This window comes from Saccharothrix coeruleofusca (genome assembly GCF_014648515.1).
GTDB classification, from domain to species: domain Bacteria; phylum Actinomycetota; class Actinomycetes; order Mycobacteriales; family Pseudonocardiaceae; genus Actinosynnema; species Actinosynnema coeruleofuscum.
Genome location: NZ_BMRG01000009.1, coordinates 203,034 through 219,254 on the forward strand (window position 1 = coordinate 203,034; position 16,221 = coordinate 219,254).

Annotated in this window: 14 protein-coding genes; 7 read left to right on the top strand and 7 right to left on the bottom strand. The window is 74.7% G+C overall.

Features of this window, described 5'->3' with window-relative positions; genetic code table 11:
* Positions 1–139: 139 nt before the first annotated feature.
* Positions 140–1,615 carry a peptide MFS transporter gene (locus tag IEZ00_RS22450; RefSeq protein WP_189225274.1) on the top strand — a complete coding sequence of 492 codons (1,476 nt, stop codon included), beginning with the start codon at positions 140–142 and terminating at the stop codon, positions 1,613–1,615.
* Between the two features lie 108 nt (positions 1,616–1,723).
* On the opposite strand, the gene IEZ00_RS22455 is transcribed toward IEZ00_RS22450, so the two are convergent.
* Positions 1,724–3,013: a cytochrome P450 gene (locus tag IEZ00_RS22455; RefSeq protein WP_189225275.1), complete on the bottom strand. Its 1,290-nt coding sequence runs from the start codon at positions 3,011–3,013 to the stop codon at positions 1,724–1,726.
* A 95-nt stretch (positions 3,014–3,108) separates the two neighbouring features.
* Positions 3,109–4,269, bottom strand: a complete 1,161-nt coding sequence (locus tag IEZ00_RS22460; protein ID WP_229795985.1) for a cytochrome P450 family protein — start codon at positions 4,267–4,269, stop codon at positions 3,109–3,111.
* An 88-nt stretch (positions 4,270–4,357) separates the two neighbouring features.
* Here IEZ00_RS22460 and IEZ00_RS22465 point away from each other — a divergent pair, with 88 nt between their 5' ends.
* Entirely contained in the window at positions 4,358–5,434 is a 1,077-nt protein-coding gene (locus tag IEZ00_RS22465; RefSeq protein ID WP_189225276.1) for a TetR/AcrR family transcriptional regulator, read from the top strand.
* Positions 5,435–5,469: 35 nt separating this feature from the next.
* On the opposite strand, the gene IEZ00_RS22470 is transcribed toward IEZ00_RS22465, so the two are convergent.
* From IEZ00_RS22470 to IEZ00_RS22485, 4 genes are read right to left on the bottom strand one after another with little or no spacing between them, the layout of a single operon-like run.
* Positions 5,470–6,057, bottom strand: coding sequence for a maleylpyruvate isomerase mycothiol-dependent enzyme family protein (locus IEZ00_RS22470; RefSeq protein WP_189225277.1), 588 nt, complete (start codon positions 6,055–6,057; stop codon positions 5,470–5,472).
* Positions 6,058–6,083: 26 nt separating this feature from the next.
* Positions 6,084–6,509: an acyl-CoA thioesterase gene (locus IEZ00_RS22475; protein WP_189225278.1), complete on the bottom strand. Its 426-nt coding sequence runs from the start codon at positions 6,507–6,509 to the stop codon at positions 6,084–6,086.
* Positions 6,510–6,517: 8 nt separating this feature from the next.
* A complete protein-coding gene (locus IEZ00_RS22480) occupies positions 6,518–7,684 on the bottom strand; it encodes an MFS transporter (RefSeq protein ID WP_189225279.1) in 1,167 nt (388 codons plus the stop codon).
* Positions 7,684–8,277 carry a TetR/AcrR family transcriptional regulator gene (locus tag IEZ00_RS22485; RefSeq protein ID WP_189225280.1) on the bottom strand — a complete coding sequence of 198 codons (594 nt, stop codon included), beginning with the start codon at positions 8,275–8,277 and terminating at the stop codon, positions 7,684–7,686. The genes IEZ00_RS22480 and IEZ00_RS22485 overlap by 1 nt, the downstream gene beginning before the upstream one ends.
* 138 nt (positions 8,278–8,415) lie before the next feature.
* Between IEZ00_RS22485 and IEZ00_RS22490 the strand changes: the two genes are divergently transcribed.
* The 5 genes from IEZ00_RS22490 (at position 8,416) to egtD (ending at position 13,461) form a co-directional block, all read left to right on the top strand.
* The gene (locus tag IEZ00_RS22490; RefSeq protein WP_189225281.1) at positions 8,416–8,973 is read left to right on the top strand and encodes a Scr1 family TA system antitoxin-like transcriptional regulator; all 558 of its coding nucleotides are present in this window, start codon (positions 8,416–8,418) and stop codon (positions 8,971–8,973) included.
* A gap of 199 nt (positions 8,974–9,172) precedes the next feature.
* Positions 9,173–10,438, top strand: a complete 1,266-nt coding sequence (locus IEZ00_RS22495) for a glutamate-cysteine ligase family protein (protein ID WP_189225282.1) — start codon at positions 9,173–9,175, stop codon at positions 10,436–10,438.
* Positions 10,435–11,748, top strand: a complete 1,314-nt coding sequence (gene egtB / locus IEZ00_RS22500; protein WP_189225283.1) for an ergothioneine biosynthesis protein EgtB — start codon at positions 10,435–10,437, stop codon at positions 11,746–11,748. Before IEZ00_RS22495 ends, egtB begins: the two co-directional genes overlap by 4 nt.
* 1 nt (position 11,749) lies before the next feature.
* Complete coding sequence (gene egtC / locus IEZ00_RS22505; RefSeq protein WP_189225284.1) at positions 11,750–12,496, top strand: ergothioneine biosynthesis protein EgtC; 747 nt, start codon at positions 11,750–11,752, stop codon at positions 12,494–12,496.
* On the top strand, positions 12,493–13,461 hold the full coding sequence (gene egtD, locus IEZ00_RS22510; RefSeq protein WP_189225285.1) for an L-histidine N(alpha)-methyltransferase: 969 nt from the start codon (positions 12,493–12,495) through the stop codon (positions 13,459–13,461). The genes egtC and egtD overlap by 4 nt, the downstream gene beginning before the upstream one ends.
* A 6-nt stretch (positions 13,462–13,467) precedes the next feature.
* On the opposite strand, the gene IEZ00_RS22515 is transcribed toward egtD, so the two are convergent.
* Entirely contained in the window at positions 13,468–16,209 is a 2,742-nt protein-coding gene (locus IEZ00_RS22515) for a WD40 repeat domain-containing protein (RefSeq protein WP_189225286.1), read from the bottom strand.
* Positions 16,210–16,221: the final 12 nt, after the last annotated feature.

Sequence of the window (16,221 nt, forward strand, 5' to 3'; positions counted from 1 at the left end):
CTCCCGAGTGCACCAAAGCTCGCCGGGCCGCGCACCTCAAGCCTGTGCGCTGCGCCACTCGGAGTAGTCGAAAATTTTTCCGGTACCTCCGTACGGCGTAACTTCGTCCGGTACACCGAACCGCCACGCAGGAGGCACCGTGAGCGCCACGAGCGCGGTAACCGCCCCTCGGCGGGGCTTCTTCGGGCACCCCCGAGGACTGTCCACGCTGTTCTTCACCGAGTTGTGGGAGCGCTTCTCCTACTACGGGATGAAGGCGATCCTCGCCTACTACCTCTACCGCTCCACCGCCGAGGGCGCGCTCGGCCTGGACAAGAGCTTCGCGCTGTCCCTGGTCGCCATCTACGGCGCCGCGGTCTACATGTCGGGCATCGCGGGCGGCTGGCTGGCCGACCGGGTGCTGGGCGGGCAGCGGGCGGTCTTCCACGGCGGTGTGCTGATCATGCTCGGCCACGTCGCGCTGGCCATGCCGATCGGCGTCGCGGGCGTCTACACCGGCCTGATCCTCATCGTGCTGGGCACCGGCCTGCTCAAGCCGAACATCTCCACCGTGGTCGGCGGCCTCTACGCCGAGTCCGACCCGCGCCGCGACTCCGGTTTCACCATCTTCTACATGGGCATCAACCTCGGCGGCTTCCTCGCGCCGCTGGTGTGCGGCTTCCTCGGCGAGAACTACGACTGGCACCTCGGGTTCGGCGCGGCGGCGGTGGGCATGGCGCTGGGGCTGGTGCAGTACCGGTTCGGCAGGCGCTACCTGGGCGGCTCCGCGATGAACCCGCCCAACCCGCTGCCGGTCGCCGAGCGCGGCCGCGTGCTGGGCCGGATCACCGCGATCACCCTGGCCGCGGTGGCGGCGGTGGTGCTGCTGCTGGTCACCGGCGTGCTCGGGGCCGAGGGCGTGATCAACCTGATCAGCGTCGCCTCGGTGGCGCTGCCGGTGTGCTACTTCGCGGTGATGCTGCGCAGCCGCAAGACCACCTCGGTGGAGCGCTCCCGGCTGGTCGCCTACATCCCGCTGTTCGTCGCGGCGGTGATGTTCTGGCTGCTGTTCGAGCAGAGCGCGACGGTCATCGCCGCGTTCGCCGACACGCGGGTGGACACCCGCTTCCTCGGCCTGGAGTTCCCGCCGTCGTTCGTCCAGTCGATCAACCCGGTGATGATCATCGTGATCGCGCCGCTGTTCGCCCTGCTGTGGACCCGGCTGGGCAGCAGGCAGCCCGCCACCCCGCGCAAGTTCGCCTACTCGCTGCTGCTGGTGGGGCTGTCGTTCCTGCTGATGATGGTGGCCAGCCAGGGCGACCCCGCGGTGCGGGTGGGCTTCCTGTGGCTGGTGGCCATGTACCTGGTGATGACCTGCGGTGAGCTGCTGCTGTCCCCGGTGGGCCTGTCGGTGACCACGAAGCTGGCCCCGCGCGCGTTCGCCTCGCAGACCATGGGCCTGTGGTTCCTGGCCTCCGCGGCGGGGCAGGGCATCGGCGCGGTCGTGGTCCGGTTCTACAGCGACGAGAACGCGGTGACCTACTTCGGCGTGCTGGGTGGCGTGGCCATCGCCCTGGGCGTGCTGCTGGCGGTGTCGACCGGCCGCATCCGCAAGCTGATGCACGGGGTCGGCTAGCAGTCGCCCCCACGCCACCCCGGTGGGTGGCGGCGAGCGGGCCCCGCCGCGGCGGCGGTGCGGCGGGGCCCGCTCGCACGGTTCCAAGAATGCCCCAGAACCCGGTGTTCAGCGGGCGTTTTGCCGAATCGGGCGGCGGAGGCCGGTGCTCACCGGCAGGCGCGCCGCGCCGCGGATCACCCTTGAGGGTCTGCGGTGGACCCGACCGGCGGCGCGCAGGTCGGGGAAGCGGCGGAACAGGCCGCGCAACGCCGCCGCGGCCTCCATCCTGGCCAGACCCGCGCCCAGGCAGTAGTGGATGCCCGAGGAGAACGCCAGGTGCTCGCGCCCGTCCGGCCGGCCGGGGGCGAAGCGGTGGGGGTCGGCGAACACCGCCGGGTCGCGGTTGGCCGCGGCGAGCATCAGCATCACGGGCGTCCCCCTGGGCAGCCGCGTGCCCGCCACCTCCACCGCCTCGCTCGGCGCCCGCACGGTGTACTGCACCGGCGGGTCGAAGCGCAGCGTCTCCTCGACGACCGCCTCGGCGTGGTCGGGGGAGTCCAGCAGGCGCTCGCGGACCTCCGGGTGGCCCAGCACCGCCAGCACGGCGTTGCCGATCAGGTTGACCGTGGTCTCGAAGCCCGCCACCAGCAGCAGTTCGGTGGTCGCGATGAGGTCTTCGCGGGTCAGTTCGGGCTCGGCGGCCAGCGCGCTGACCACGTCGTCGCCGGGAGTGCGCCGCCGGTGCGCGATCAAGCCGTCGAGGAACTCCTCGAACTCGCGCAAGCCGGTGTGCAGCGCCCTCATCTCGGCCATGTCGCGCACCCCGTCCAAGGCGTTGACCAGCACGCTGCCCCAGCGGGCGAACGCGGCCTGGTCCGCGCCGGGCACGCCGAGCAGATCCGTGATCACCCGGACGGGCACCCGCGCGGCGAAGTCGCGGACCAGGTCGAACGTGGGCCGGGCGGCCACCTGGTCCAGGTGCTCCTCGACCACCCGCTCGATCATGTCCGCCTGCCTGCGCAGCCCGCGAGGGGTGAACCAGGGCGCCACCAGCCTGCGCAGCCGGGTGTGGTCGGGCGGGTTGAGCACCAGGAAGGAGTCCTCGACCGGGTTCATCAGCCGCCTGCCGCCGACGTGCGCGGTGGTGTCCACCGGGGACAGCGCCCCGGCGGGGACGACGCCGAACGCGGGGTCGCGCAGCAGTCGCGAGCACAGCTCGTGCGACGCGGTGAGGTGCAGGCCCATCCGGCTGGGCACCAGCACCCCCTTGGCGCGCACCGACTCGAACACGGGGTAGGGGTCTTCGCCCTGGTCGAGCCCGAATAACCGGGCGGCGGGGTCGCCGAGGACGGCTTGGACGCGGACGGCGGTGCGTCCCAGCAGCAGCAGTGAGGCGGTTCTCAGCGCGGACGGCATGGCCACACGGTGGTCAAGGAGTGGGGGATTTTCAAGCGGGTTCGCCGCCGGTGCTGCGAACGCGGTGTTCGCGCCACCGGCGGCGAACCCGGCGATCAGTAGGTCACCGGCAGGTGCGCCACGCGCCACGTGCCGCCATCGGGCGCGTGGCGCACCTCGCCCGCCGGCGCCAGTCGCGGGAACCGGTCGAGCAGGGCGGTCAGCGCCACCTCGGTCTGCACCCGCGCGAACGCCGCGCCCAGGCAGAAGTGCGGGCCGTGCCCGTAGCCCAGGTGCCCCGGCGCCGCCGCGCGGCCCAGGTCCAGCCGCTCGGGTTCGGCGAACGCGCGCGGGTCGCGGTTGGCGGCGACGATCGCGGTGGTCACCGGCTCCCCTCGGCGCACCAGCACGCCGCCGATCTCCACGTCCTCGCGCGCCCAGCGCGGCGTGGTGAGCAGCTGAGGGGTCGTCCAGCGGGTCAGCTCCTCCACCGCGCGCGGCGCCAGTGCCGGGTCGGCGCGCAGCGCGGCCAGCTGCTCGGGGTGGGTGAGCAGCACCTCCACCGCGTTGGCGATGAGGTTGGTCGGCGTCTGCCCGGCCAGCACCAGCTGCCACACCAGGGCGACCAGCTCCACGTCGTCGAGCCCGTCCTCCACCGCCAGCAGCACGGAGATCACGTCGTCGCCGGGCTCGGCCCGCCGCCGGGTCACGGCGGCCTTGGCGTCCTCGACGATGTGCGGGATGGCCTCGATGAACTCGGGGCCGTGGCCCGCGGCGACCGCCGCGCCGTAGCGCCGCCACCGCGCGCGGTCGTCCTCGGGGATGCCCACCAGCTCGCAGATCACGTCCGTGGGCAGCGGTCGCGCGAAGTGCTCCAGCAGGTCCACCGGCCCGTGCGGGGGCAGCGCGTCGAGCAGGCGGCCCACGATCTCCTCGACGCGCGGCCGGAACTCGGCGGCGCGGCGCGCGGTGAACGCGGGCGCGGCGAGCCTGCGCAGCCGGGTGTGCTCCGGGCCGTCGATCTCGGCCATCGTGCGCAGGTAGGGCAGGCAGTGCTCGGGGATGCCGGGCGGGCGCAGGAAGCTGGCCGCGTTCAGCTCGAACCGCGGGTCGCCCAGCACCTGCCTGGCCTGCTCGTGCCGCGTCACCACCCACAGCGGTCCCATGCCGGGCACCCGCATCCGGGCCAGCGGCGACTGCTCCCCGGCCCGCCGGTAGGCGGTGAACGGGTCGTGCAGCACGGCGGGGTCGGTCGGGTCGATCTCGGGGACGGTCACGCGATCCTCCAGATGTTCACATCAGATGTTCTCATCATCTGAGTGGCGACGTTATCTTGGTCGCGGCGCAGGCGGCAAGGAGGGGTGCGTGGCCCGACTCAGCAGGGCGGAGGCGCAGGAGCGCAACCGGGCCAGGGTGCTGGCCGCGGCCCGCGCCGAGTTCGCCGAGCGCGGCTTCCGCGACGCCAAGGTCGACGCCATCGCCGAACGGGCCGAGCTGACCCGCGGCGCGGTCTACTCGAACTTCCCCGGCAAGCGCGCCCTCTACTTCGCGGTGCTGGCCGACCTGGTCGAACGCGCTCCCGGACCGGCCCACCCGCAGCACGGCACCACCCCGGCCGAGGCGCTGGGCGCGCTGGCCCGCGCGTGGGTGAGCAGGCTGGACGCCGAACCCGGCGGCTGGGCGCGGCTGGCGGGCGACCTGCTGCCCGAGGTGGTCTCCGCCGAGCTGACCCGCCGCCCGTTCGAGCAGCTGATGGCGCTGGACGCGCTGCTGCTCGGCCTCGCCCTGGAACGCCTGCGCCCGCCCGCCCGCGAGCCGGGAGGACCCGTGCCGCGACGGGTGCGGCTGGCCACGACCGTGCTGGGCGCGCTGCACGGCGCGAGCGGCCTGGCGGGCGCCGCACCGGGGTTCCTCCAGCCGTTCGACGTGATCAGCGCGTGCGAGCGGCTGGCCGGGCTGGAGCTCAACGACCACTGGCCGCCGCCGACCGCCGTCCCTCCCGTGCGGGCGGCGGACCTGCCCTGGTCACCGCCGAGCGCGGTCGACCTGGTGACCGGCGGTCCGGCCCGGCTCGACGGCGACGGCGTGGTGGCCGTGCTCGGGCTGCACCGCCTGGCCGCGGTCGAGCAGGCCGTGCGGGCCGGGGCGGAGGTGACCGCCGTGCTGGTCACCGGCGAGCCCGCCGAGCTGGCCCCGCTGGCCCGGCTCGTGGTCGCCGAGCTGTGCGGCTGCCTGCGCCAGTCCTTCCCGCCCTCGGCCTGGCCGCGACTGCGGGTGGTGTGCGACGAGTCCGGCGCGGTGGCCGCCGCAGCGGGCGTCGCGGCGGTCAGCGACGCGACCGAGGCGGCCGTGCGCGTCGAGTCGGGACGGGTGGTGGCGCGGGCGGAGGGCTTCGGCGCCTGCCAGGCGGTCGCCTCCGGCAGCGTCGTCGCGGCGGGGTAGGCGCTCGCGGGCGGGACCGGGACCGCGTCCGGCGGTCACTCGCCGGGCACGGCGCTCCGCCAGCGCCAGCGCCCGCGCCGCCCACGTCCCGGCAGCTCCGACCGGTCGGTGGCCCACAGCAGAACCCGCCACGGGTCGCCGCTCGCGTCGACATCCGGGAACAACCGGGCGAGCACGCGCGCGCACAGCTCGCGCGGCGGGTCCAGCGACAGGCCGAGGTTGCGCGCGATGTCCTCGCCGTGCACGAGCACTTCGACGCAGCCCATGGCCGCGAAGCCCGCCGGGTCGGAGGTGCCCGCGGGGTGGTGCGCGCGGGCCTCGGGTGGGGACGTGCGCACGGTCGAGACGAGGATCCTCCCGCCCGCCACGACGAACTCCAGCGCGTCGGCGGCCGAGGCGCCCCGCGCCAGCACGCCCTCGAAACGCACGTACCGCGATGTGGGGCGGATGACGAGCTGTCCCGCGTAGGACAGCAGGCAGTCGCCGATGTGCTCGGCGGTGCGCAGGGCGCTCCACTCGCCGACGCCGGGCAGCGCCGCCCAGTCGTGGGCGACGCCCCGGCTCAGCACGGCCTCCGCGTGGGCGACCGCGGTGTCGAGGTCGTCGGCGGTGACGGTCGTCATGTTCGTCCTCGGTGGGTGGTCGGGGATCAGCGGCGGACCGGGCCGCGCGGTTCGAGCGCCCGGCGGAACTCGTCCGGGATCGGCGTGCTGCGCAGCTGCGGGGTGCCGAAGGAGACGTACCGGTGCCACGCGGTGGCGATCGGCGTGCCGTCCACGTCGGCGTCGAAGCCCACGGTCAGCGTGGTGGTGCCCAGGGTCCGCACCCGCACCGCGATGCGCAGCAGGTCGTCGAACCGGGCCGGGTTGAGGTAGCGGACGGACGTCTCGGCCACCACCAGGTCGATGCCGCGCTTCTCCAGCTCCTTGTACGAGCCCAGCAGCGAGCGCAGGGCCTCCACCATCGCCGCTTCGAAGAACACGGGGTAGCGGGAGGCGTGCACGGCTCCCCGGCGGTCGCAGTCGACCGGGCGCACCCGCACCCGGTGCACGTGAACGGGGCGGGCGTCAGCCATGTCAGCGATTATGGGCTCACCCGGACGGGGTGGCGAGAGCGGGCGGTGAGCGCGCCCAGGCCCGCCGCCGCCACCTGGCCCGCCGCCACCAGCAGGATCACCAGCGCCGGGGCCAGTCCGCCCGCGACCAGCCAGCCGCCCGTCGCCGCGCCCACCGCGTAACCGCCGATCTTCAGGCTCGCCCCGGTGGTGGACACCTGCCCGAGCAGCTCCTCTGGGGTGTACCGCTGCCGGGCGGTCATCGTCGCGGTCAGCACCGGGCCGTCCACCGCACCGCCGACGAACACCAGCGCCAGCAGCACGCCGAGGCCGGAGGGCAGCGGCCACACCGCCACCGCCAGCCCGTACAGCGGCAGCAGGGTGAAGATCACCCGCTCGGGACGCCAGCGGGGCAGGTGGCGGCGCAGCGCGAAGACCCCCGTGATGGCCCCCGCCTCGAACACCGCCCACACCACCCCGACCAGGTCCTCGTCCAGGTCCAGCGACGCCAGGTGCGCGGGCAGGCCGGTGGACAGCAGCCCGACCGTGCCGTAGCTGAGCACCGTGGCCGCGGTCGCGCCGCGCAGCGGGGCAGTGGTCGCCAAGTGCCGCAGGCCCGCGCGCATCGCGGCGAGCAGCGGCGCACGCCGCGCCGCCTCGTGCGGCGGCACCCGCAGCGCCGTCGTGCACAGCCCGCCGAGCAGGGACAGGCCGCTGATCCCCAGCACCGCCACCGCGGGTCCCCACACCGCGCTCAGCACGCCCGCCAGCGCCGGGCCGCCGATCGCCGCGGCGTTGAACACCAGCGCGTCCGCGGCGGTGGCGCGCGGCAGGTCGTCCCGGCCCAGCCTGGGCACCAGGCTGCTGAAACCGCCGCTGGTCATGGGCAGGGTGGTGCCGCCGAGGAAGGCCAACCCCAGCAGCACCGCCAGCCGGTCGCCCGCCAGCACCAGGCCCAGCGCCACCGCGGCGAGCAGGAACTGGTTGCCCGCCAGCGCGATCACCGGCCGCCGGGCGCGGTCCAGCCAGGCGCCCAGCAGCGGACCGGACAGCACCGAGGGCACGGTGTAGGCGGCGACCACCGCGCCGGACAGCGCCGCGTCACCGGTGCGTTCGAGCACCAGCAGCACCAAGGCCACGCCGACCATCTCGTCGGCCGTGCGCGCCAGCGCCGCCGCGCACAGGTACAGCCGCATCACGCCGACCGGCGGTGCCTGCGCACCGTCTCCTCGACCAAGTCCAGCACCGGCCCCAGGTCGTCCGCGGGCAGGCCCATCGCCAGGTGCGAGACCAGACCCTCCAGCACCAGCTCCAGGAACGAGGTCAGCACGCCCACGTCCACGTCGTCGCGCAGCTTCCCGGCCTCGCGCTGGCGCAGCAGCCGCTGCCGGGTGGCGTCGGTGAGCTGCTGGGAGCGCTCCGCCCAGCGGGCCCGGAACTCCGGGTCGGTGCGCAGCCGCCGGGAGACCTCCAGCCGGGTGCCCAGCCAGTCGGCGGGGTGCTCGGCGTCGGCGGGCTCCGGCGCGGACAGCAGGTCGCGCATCACCTGCACCAGGCCCTGCTCGGCCACCACTTCGGCCATCCGCAGCGCGTCGTCCTCGGCCAGCGCCAGGAACAGCGACTCCTTGTCCCGGAAGTGGTGGAAGATCGCACCCCTGGACAGACCGGTAGCCTCCTCCAGGCGGCGCACGGTGGCGCCCTCGTAACCGTGGCGCGCGAAGCACGCCCGCGCGCCGTCGAGGATCTGGCGGCGGCGGGCGTCGAGGTGGTCCTGGCTCACCCTGGGCACTGTTCGATCGTTCCAGTCCGGGCCTGCGAAATCCAATCAGTACGTACGGTTTGGGTCGCCGGTGTCCGTGATTCTTTGGGGTGGACTTCGGCGTGCGCGGTCGAATCGGCAGGTCAACCGCCATTACGGTGCGCTTTCGTGACGACAGGGGAAACGGGCGCGGCGCGGCTGCTCGGCGGGTTGCCGGGAGCGCGGGCGGCGGTGGAGGCCATCGACCTGATCCGGTTGCTGGGCCACGGGCAGCAGTTGGCGCTCGACGAGCGCAAGGCCGACGCCGTGACCTGCTACGAGGTGCTCGCGGTGCCCGCGCCGCTGCGCACCCCCGAGTACGCCGAGGTCTTCGACCCGGCCGCGACCCCGCGGTCGCCCACCGCCCCGCGCTACACCTTCTACCTGCACGAGGCCGCCCTGCTCACCCCGGTCGGCGGCCCGGCCGTGATGACCGCGCAATTGCGCGCGCTGGCCGAGTCGCCGTGGCCGGTGCGGGTCGTGCCGTTCACGGCGGGCGCGCGGCCGAGCCTGTTGCGCCCGTTCGTCTACCTGGAGTTCGCCGACGCCCCGGCGGTCGCCTACTCCGGCGGCAGGCCGGAGGTGGCGGGCGAGCACCGCGCCGCACTGGTCGAGCTGGACCGGCTGGCCTGGGACGCCGACCGGACGCGGGTCGAGCTGCGGGGGCGGGCGTGGTCGGCGAGGTGACCGGCGGACGTCCGGTCGGGAACGAAGTGTGAACGCTTGGCGGTTGTTTTCCCGAATGGGCTTGTGCAAGCACCGCGCGGTGCCCGGTGCAAATCGGACACCGCGGCGGATGTGTTGGCCCGCAAGGGTTTGAGGTGTGTGCGACTGTCGGTACCCCGGTGTAGCTTCGAAACCACGCCCGAAACACCTGGGAGAGCGAATGGTCGCAGCTGTTCGTCCTGACCCGGCGCAGGGGCCCGCTCCGGCGGTCTTCCGCGACCGCGCGGAAGCCGAGGCATACGTGGCCTCGGTGTGCTTCAAGCACGGCCCCCCGAGACTGCTCGGAGTCGAGATCGAGTGGACCGTCCACCACGCCGATGACCCGGCCCGCCAGCTGGACGCCGAAGTGCTCGCGGCGGCGCTGGGCAAGCACGCACCACCCACCCTCGTCCCGGACAGCCCGCAGCGGCCGCTGCCCAGCGGCACCCCGCTGACGGTGGAACCGGGCGGGCAGGTGGAGATCTCCACCCCTCCCCGCGACTCGCTGGCAGAGCTGCTCGACACGGTCGCGGAGGACGTCGACCACCTCACCGCCCTGCTGGAGCCCGCGGGCCTGGTGCTCGGCGACCGCGGCGCCGATCCGCACCGACCGCCCCGCAGGATGCTGCGGGTGCCCCGCTACACCGCGATGGAGCGGGCGTTCGAGCCGATCGGCCCCGAGGGCCTGACCATGATGTGCAGCACCGCCGGGATGCAGGTGTGCCTGGACACCGGCGAGCGCGCCGACCTGCCCGCCCGGTGGGCGGCGGTGCACGCGCTGGGACCGGTGCTGCTGGCGCTGTTCGCCAACTCGCCCGGCATCGGCGGGCGGCGCGCGGACTGGACCTGCGCCCGGATGCGCACCGTCTACGGCACCGACCCGGTGCGCACCCGCCCCGCGGCGGTGTGCGCGGACCCGGTGGCGGCGTGGGCCCGGCGGGTGATCGACTCGCCGGTGATCGTGCTGCGCAGGCCCGGCCGCGACTGGCGACCGCCGTTCCCGCTGACCTTCGCGGACTGGATCGCCGGGGCGCTGGAGCAGCCGCCCACCACCGAGGACCTGGACTACCACCTGAGCCTGCAGTTCCCGCCGGTCCGGCCGCGCGGGTACCTGGAGGTCCGCTACCTCGACACGCCCCCGCCGGGCGGGTGGGCGGCCCCGACCGCGCTGCTGGCCGCGCTGTTCTCCGACGCGGCCGCGGTGGACGGGGTGCTGGCGGCCACCGAGGCGGTGGCGGGCCGGTGGCTGGCCGCCGCCCGGCACGGCCTGGCCGACCCGGCGCTGGCAGGCGCCGCGCGCGCGGTGGTCGACCTGGGCTGCCGGTGGCTGCACCGCACCGACCTGCCCGCCGACCGGGCCGACGCCATCGCCGAGGAGCTGCACCGCACGCTCGCGGAGAAGACCGCGGGCAGGACCGCTGAGAAGATCGGAGGGGGCCGTTCATGACCAGCACCGAGGAGTTGCGCGACCGGGTGGCCGCGCAGCTGACCAGGGCTCGCGCCCGCAGCGTCGCGCTCACCGACGCGGTGGACGACGACGACCTGGTGCGCCAGCACTCGAAGCTGATGTCGCCGCTGGTGTGGGACCTGGCGCACATCGGCAACCAGGAGGAGCTGTGGCTGGTGCGCGACGTGGGCGGGCGCGAGCCGGTCCGCGCCGACATCGACGAGCTCTACGACGCGTTCAAGCACGCCCGCGCGGTGCGGCCGGAGCTGCCGCTGCTCGGGCCCGCCGAAGCCCGCCGGTACGTCGGCGAGGTGCGCGACAAGGTGTTCGACGTGCTGGAGCGCGTCCCGCTGGAGGGCGACCGGCTGGTGGACGGCGGGTTCGCGTTCGGCATGATCGTGCAGCACGAGCAGCAGCACGACGAGACCATGCTGGCCACCCACCAGCTGCGGGTCGGTCCGCCGGTGCTGCACGCGCCGCCGCCCCCGGCGGGCGGGCCGGTCGGCCCGGCCGAGGTGCTGGTGCCCGGCGGCCCGTTCACCATGGGCACCTCGACCGAGGCGTGGGCGCTGGACAACGAGCGGCCCGCGCACCAGGCGTTCACCCGGCCGTTCTTCATCGACACCGCGCCGGTGACCAACCGGGCCTACGCCGAGTTCATCGCCGACGGCGGCTACACCGACCCGCGCTGGTGGAGCGAGGCGGGCTGGGCGCATGCGCGCAAGGCGTCGCTGGAGGCCCCGCGGTTCTGGCTGCGCGAGGGCGACCGCTGGTACCGGCAGGCGTTCGGCGCGGTCGCGCCCCTGGTGGACGACCAGCCGGTGGTGCACGTCTGCTACTACGAGGCCGAGGCGTACGCGAGGTGGGCGGGCAAGCGGCTGCCCACCGAGGTGGAGTGGGAGAAGGCGGCCCGCTTCGACCCGGCCACCGGGCGCTCCCGGCGCTACCCGTGGGGCGACGAGGAGCCCACCGAGGCGCACGCCAACCTCGGCCAGCGGCACCTGTCACCCGCGCCGGTGGGGGCCTACCCGGCGGGCGCGTCGCCGCTGGGCGTGCACCAGCTCATCGGCGACGTGTGGGAGTGGACCAGTTCGGACTTCCACGGCTACACCGGGTTCGAGGTGTTCCCGTACGCGGAGTACTCGCAGGTGTTCTTCGGCTCCGACTACAAGGTGCTGCGCGGCGGGTCCTTCGGGACCGACCCGGCGGCGGTGCGCGCGACGTTCCGCAACTGGGACTTCCCGATCCGGCGGCAGATCTTCGCGGGTTTCCGGTGCGCGCGCGACGCCGCGCCGCAGGAGCTGGCCTGACGTGTGCCGCCACCTGGGTTACCTGGGCCCCGCCGTGCCCATCGCACGGCTGGTGCACGAGCCGCCGCACTCGCTGGTGCACCAGTCCTACGCCCCGGCGGACATGCGCGGGGGCGGCACGATCAACGCCGACGGGTACGGCGTGGGCTGGTACCCCGCGCCCGGCGGCCCCGCGGTGCGCTACCGCAGGGCCGGGGCGATCTGGGCCGACGAGAACCTGGCCGCGCTGAGCCGGGTCACCGCCTCGGGCGCGGTGCTGGCCGCGGTGCGCTCGGCCACCGTCGGGATGCCGGTGGTGGACACCGCGTGCGCGCCGTTCACCGACGGGCGGTGGCTGTTCAGCCACAACGGACGGGTGGTCGACTGGCCCTCGTCCGTGGTGGACCTGGCCGCGTCGCTGCCGGTGGAGTCGCTGCTGACGCTCGACGCGCCCACGGACTCGGCCCTGTTGTGGGCGTTGGTGCGCTCCCGGCTGAACGCCGGGAGCGCACCGGCCGATGCCGTGGCGGGCGTGGTCGCCGAGGTGGCCGCCGCCGCGCCCGGATCGCGGCTGAACCTGTTGCTCACCAACGGTTCCGTGCTGGTCGGTACGACGTGGACGCACTCGCTGTGGGTGCGCCGCGACGACGGCGCGGTGACCCTGTCCTCCGAGCCGCTGGACGACGGGCCGTGGGCCGAGGTGCCCGACGGCCGCGTCGTCGTGGCCGATCCCTCCACTGTGGACGTTCAACCGATAGGACGACGATGACCGAGCCAGTGCTGGACGTGCACCTCACCCCCGAGGACGCGGCGCGCGCGCTGCGCCTGGAGGCGCGCGAAGGGCTGACCGCGCGACCGAAGTGGCTGTCCCCCAAGTGGTTCTACGACGCGGTGGGCAGCGAGCTGTTCGAGCGCATCACCCGGTTGCCGGAGTACTACCCGACCCGCGCCGAGCGGGAGATCCTGGTGGCGCGGGCCGGTGAGATCGCCGAGCTGACGGCGGCGCGGGCGCTGGTGGAGCTGGGGTCGGGGTCGTCGGAGAAGACCCGGCTGCTGCTGGACGCGCTGCGGCCCTCGCTGCGGGAGTTCGTGCCGCTGGACGTGTCGTCCTCGGCGCTGACCGCGGCGGCCTCGGACATCATGGCCGACTACCCCGGACTGCGGGTGCACGGCGTGGTGGGCGACTTCACCGAGCACCTGGGGCTGCTGCCGGGCACCTCGCCCCGGCTGGTGGCGTTCCTGGGCGGCACCATCGGCAACCTGCTCCCCGAGGAGCGGGAGAAGTTCCTCGCGTCCGTGCGGGACGTGCTGCACGAGGGGGAGTGGCTGCTGTTGGGCACCGACCTGGTCAAGGACCCCGCGACGCTGGTCCGCGCCTACGACGACGCGGCGGGCGTGACCGCGCGGTTCAACCGCAACGTGCTGCGGGTGCTCAACCGCGAGCTGGCGGCCGACTTCGACCCCGACGCGTTCTCGCACGTGGCGCTGTGGAACGCCGAGCAGGAGTGGATCGAGATGCGGCTGCGCGCGGAGCGCCCCGTCCGCGTCCGGGTGGCGGCGCTGGACCTGGAGGTCGGGTTCGAGCGGGGCGAGGAACTGCGCACCGAGGTCTCCGCGAAGTTCCGCCGCGAGGGCGTGGAGCGCGAGCTGGCCGCGGCGGGCTTCGAGCCGGTCCGCTGGTGGACCGATCGCGGTGCCCGCTTCGCGCTGACGCTGGCGCGGGTCCTGCCGTAGGCCCGCTCAGCCCGCGCAGGGCGGCCGGTGGTCGAGGCCGGGGAAGTGGCGCTCCCACTCCGCGCGGGTCAGCGGTTCGCGGACGCGCTCGCAGGCGTGCGCGATGGCCCGCGAGAAGTCCGTGGTGAGCAGCCGGACGGTGTTGTCCCAGCTCGCCGTGGCGACCACCCGGCCGTCGGGGCTGAAGACGAGTTCGCTCACCGCGTCGGTGTGGCCGCTGAGGGTGGCCACACCGACGGGGCCGCGGGGGTCGGCGACGTTCCACAGCCGCACCGCGCGGTCGTCGCTGCCGCTGGCCAGGGTGCGGCCGTCGGGGCTGAACGCCAGCGCGTAGATCCCGTCGACGTGCCCGGTGAGCACGGCCAGCCGGGTGGGTCGCCGCGGGTCGGTGACGTCCCACAGCCGCGCCGTGTGGTCGTCGCCCCCGCTGGCCAGGGTGCGGCCGTCGGGGCTGAACGCCAGCGCGTGCATGCCGTCGGTGTGCTCGGTGAGGGTGGTCAGCTCGACCGGTCGCCGGGGGTCGCGGACGTCCCACAGCCGCACCGCGCGGTCCATGCCGCCGCTGGCCAGCGTGCGGCCGTCCGGGCTGAACTCGACCACGTTGACCGCCTCGGCGTGCGCGAGCACCGCGAGCTCGACGGGGCTGCGCGGGTCTTCGACCCCCCACAGCCGCACCGTGTGGTCGAACCCGCTCACGGCCAGGGTGCCGCCCTCGGCGCTGAACGAGACCGAGTAGACCGCTTCGGCGTGCTGGAGGACGGCGATCTGCACGGCGCGCCGGGGGTCGGTGATGTCCCACAGCCGCGCGGTGCGGTCCGTGCTCGCGGTGGCCAGGGTGCGGCCGTCCTGGCTGATGGCCGTCCCGTAGATGCCCTCGTCGTGCCCGGTCAGGGTGGCCAGCTCGGTGGGCCGTCGCGGGTCGGTGACGTCCCACAGCCGCACCGCGCGGTCGAACCCGGCGGTGGCCATCGTGCGGCCGTCCGGGGCGAACACCGTGGAGAGGACCTCGTTGGAGTGACCGACCACGGCCAGGGGCAGGGTGCTGAGCAGGCTGTCGCGGGTGTGGTCGGTGGGGGCCTGGCGGTGCGCGGCCAGCGCGAGCTGGACCGCCAGGTCCGGGTCGTCCGGGTAGCGCGCGACCGCTTCGCCCGCCGCGATCTGGGCGAGGGCGGCGTTGCGCTGCGCGGCGGCGGTCGCACCGGTCCGCACGGCGAACGCCGTCGCGGCCACCGCCAGCAGGAACAGCACGCCCAGCAGCGCCACCAGACGGCGCAGGCGGCGGTGGCCGCGCAGCTCGGCGGACCTGCTCGCGTGCAGGAACCGCTGTTCGCGCCGGGTCAGCGCGGCGGGGTTGCCCGCCGCCCAGTCCAGGGTCAGCGCCAGCCGGGTGCCGCGGTAGAGCGCGCCCGCGTCCCCGCCCAGCGCCTCCCAGGCGTCGGTGGCCTCGGTGAGGTGGCGGTGCAGCCGCCTGCCCTCGCGGTCCTCGGCCAGCCACTGGCGCAGGCGGGGCCATCGCTGGATGAGCGCTTCGTGGGCGATCTCGACGCCCTCGCGGTCGACGGTGAGCAGCCGGTTCTCGGTCAGCCGCCGCAGCACCGCGGTCAGGTCGGCGTGGTCGTCCAGCTCGTCCCACGCGACGCGCCGCTTGGTGTCGCCCGCCTCCTCGTCGGACGCGGTCAGGCGCAGGAAGAGGTTCTTGAGCAGGTCGCGCTGGTGCGGGGGCAGCGCGTCGTGGACCGACTCCGCGGTCTGCGCGAGCGCGCCGGTCAAGCCGCCCGCGGCCTGGAAGGCGGCCAGCGTCAGCGCGTTGCCCCGGCGGCGGTGCCAGGTCTCCAGCAGGGCGTGCGACAGCAGCGGCAGGACACCCGGCCGTCCGGCGGCCTCGGCCACGATCGCCGCCTGCAGCGCGCCCTCCACGGTGCAGCCCGCGTTGACGGCGGGCTGGGTGATGGCCCGCTGGAGCTCGACGGCCGTCATGGGGCCGACGGTGAGCTGGCCGTCGCGCAGCTCCTCCACCAGTTCCGGGTAGGCGGTGCAGTGCGCGAAGAAGTCGGCCCGGACGCCGATGACCACCCGGTGACCGCCGTGCTCCGCGCGGCAGGCGCCCACCAGCAGCTCGATGAAGCGGTCCCGCTGGGCCTGGTCCCGGCACAGCGTGAAGACCTCCTCGAACTGGTCGACGACGACCACCCGCTCCCGGTCCCCGCCGTCCGCGAGCACGCGCCGGTACTCCTCGACCGGGAAGGGGCCGGGGGTGAGCAGCACCGCGGAGTCCAGCCGCGCCAGCAGGCCCGCTCTCAGCAGTGACGACTTGCCCGAGCCCGACGCGCCGAACACGGCGACGAACCGGTGCCGGGACAACCGGTCGCACAGCTGCCCGACGAGCCGGTCGCGGCCGTAGAAGTGGTGGGCGTCCTCCCGCTGGAACGCGGCCAGCCCCCGGTACGGCGGGTCGCCGCCGTCCTGCGGCGGCTGCCTGCCCGCCTGCTCCGCGGCGATGTCGTGCCAGCGCCGCTCCCACTCCTCGACGTCCCCGCCGCAGGCGCCCACGTAGGCGAGGGTCAGGCCGAGGCTGGGCAGCTTGCGGCCGCTGGCCGCCTCCGACAGCGCGGCGGCGGAGTAGTGCGCCCGCGCGGACAGCGTCCGGTAGGGCGGCAGGCCCGCTCTGGCGCGCAGCTCGCGCAGCCCTTCGGCGAACTCCACCAACGTGCTGTCACCCGCGTCGAGCGGGCGTTCTTTGCGCGGCATGGCACGTCTCCC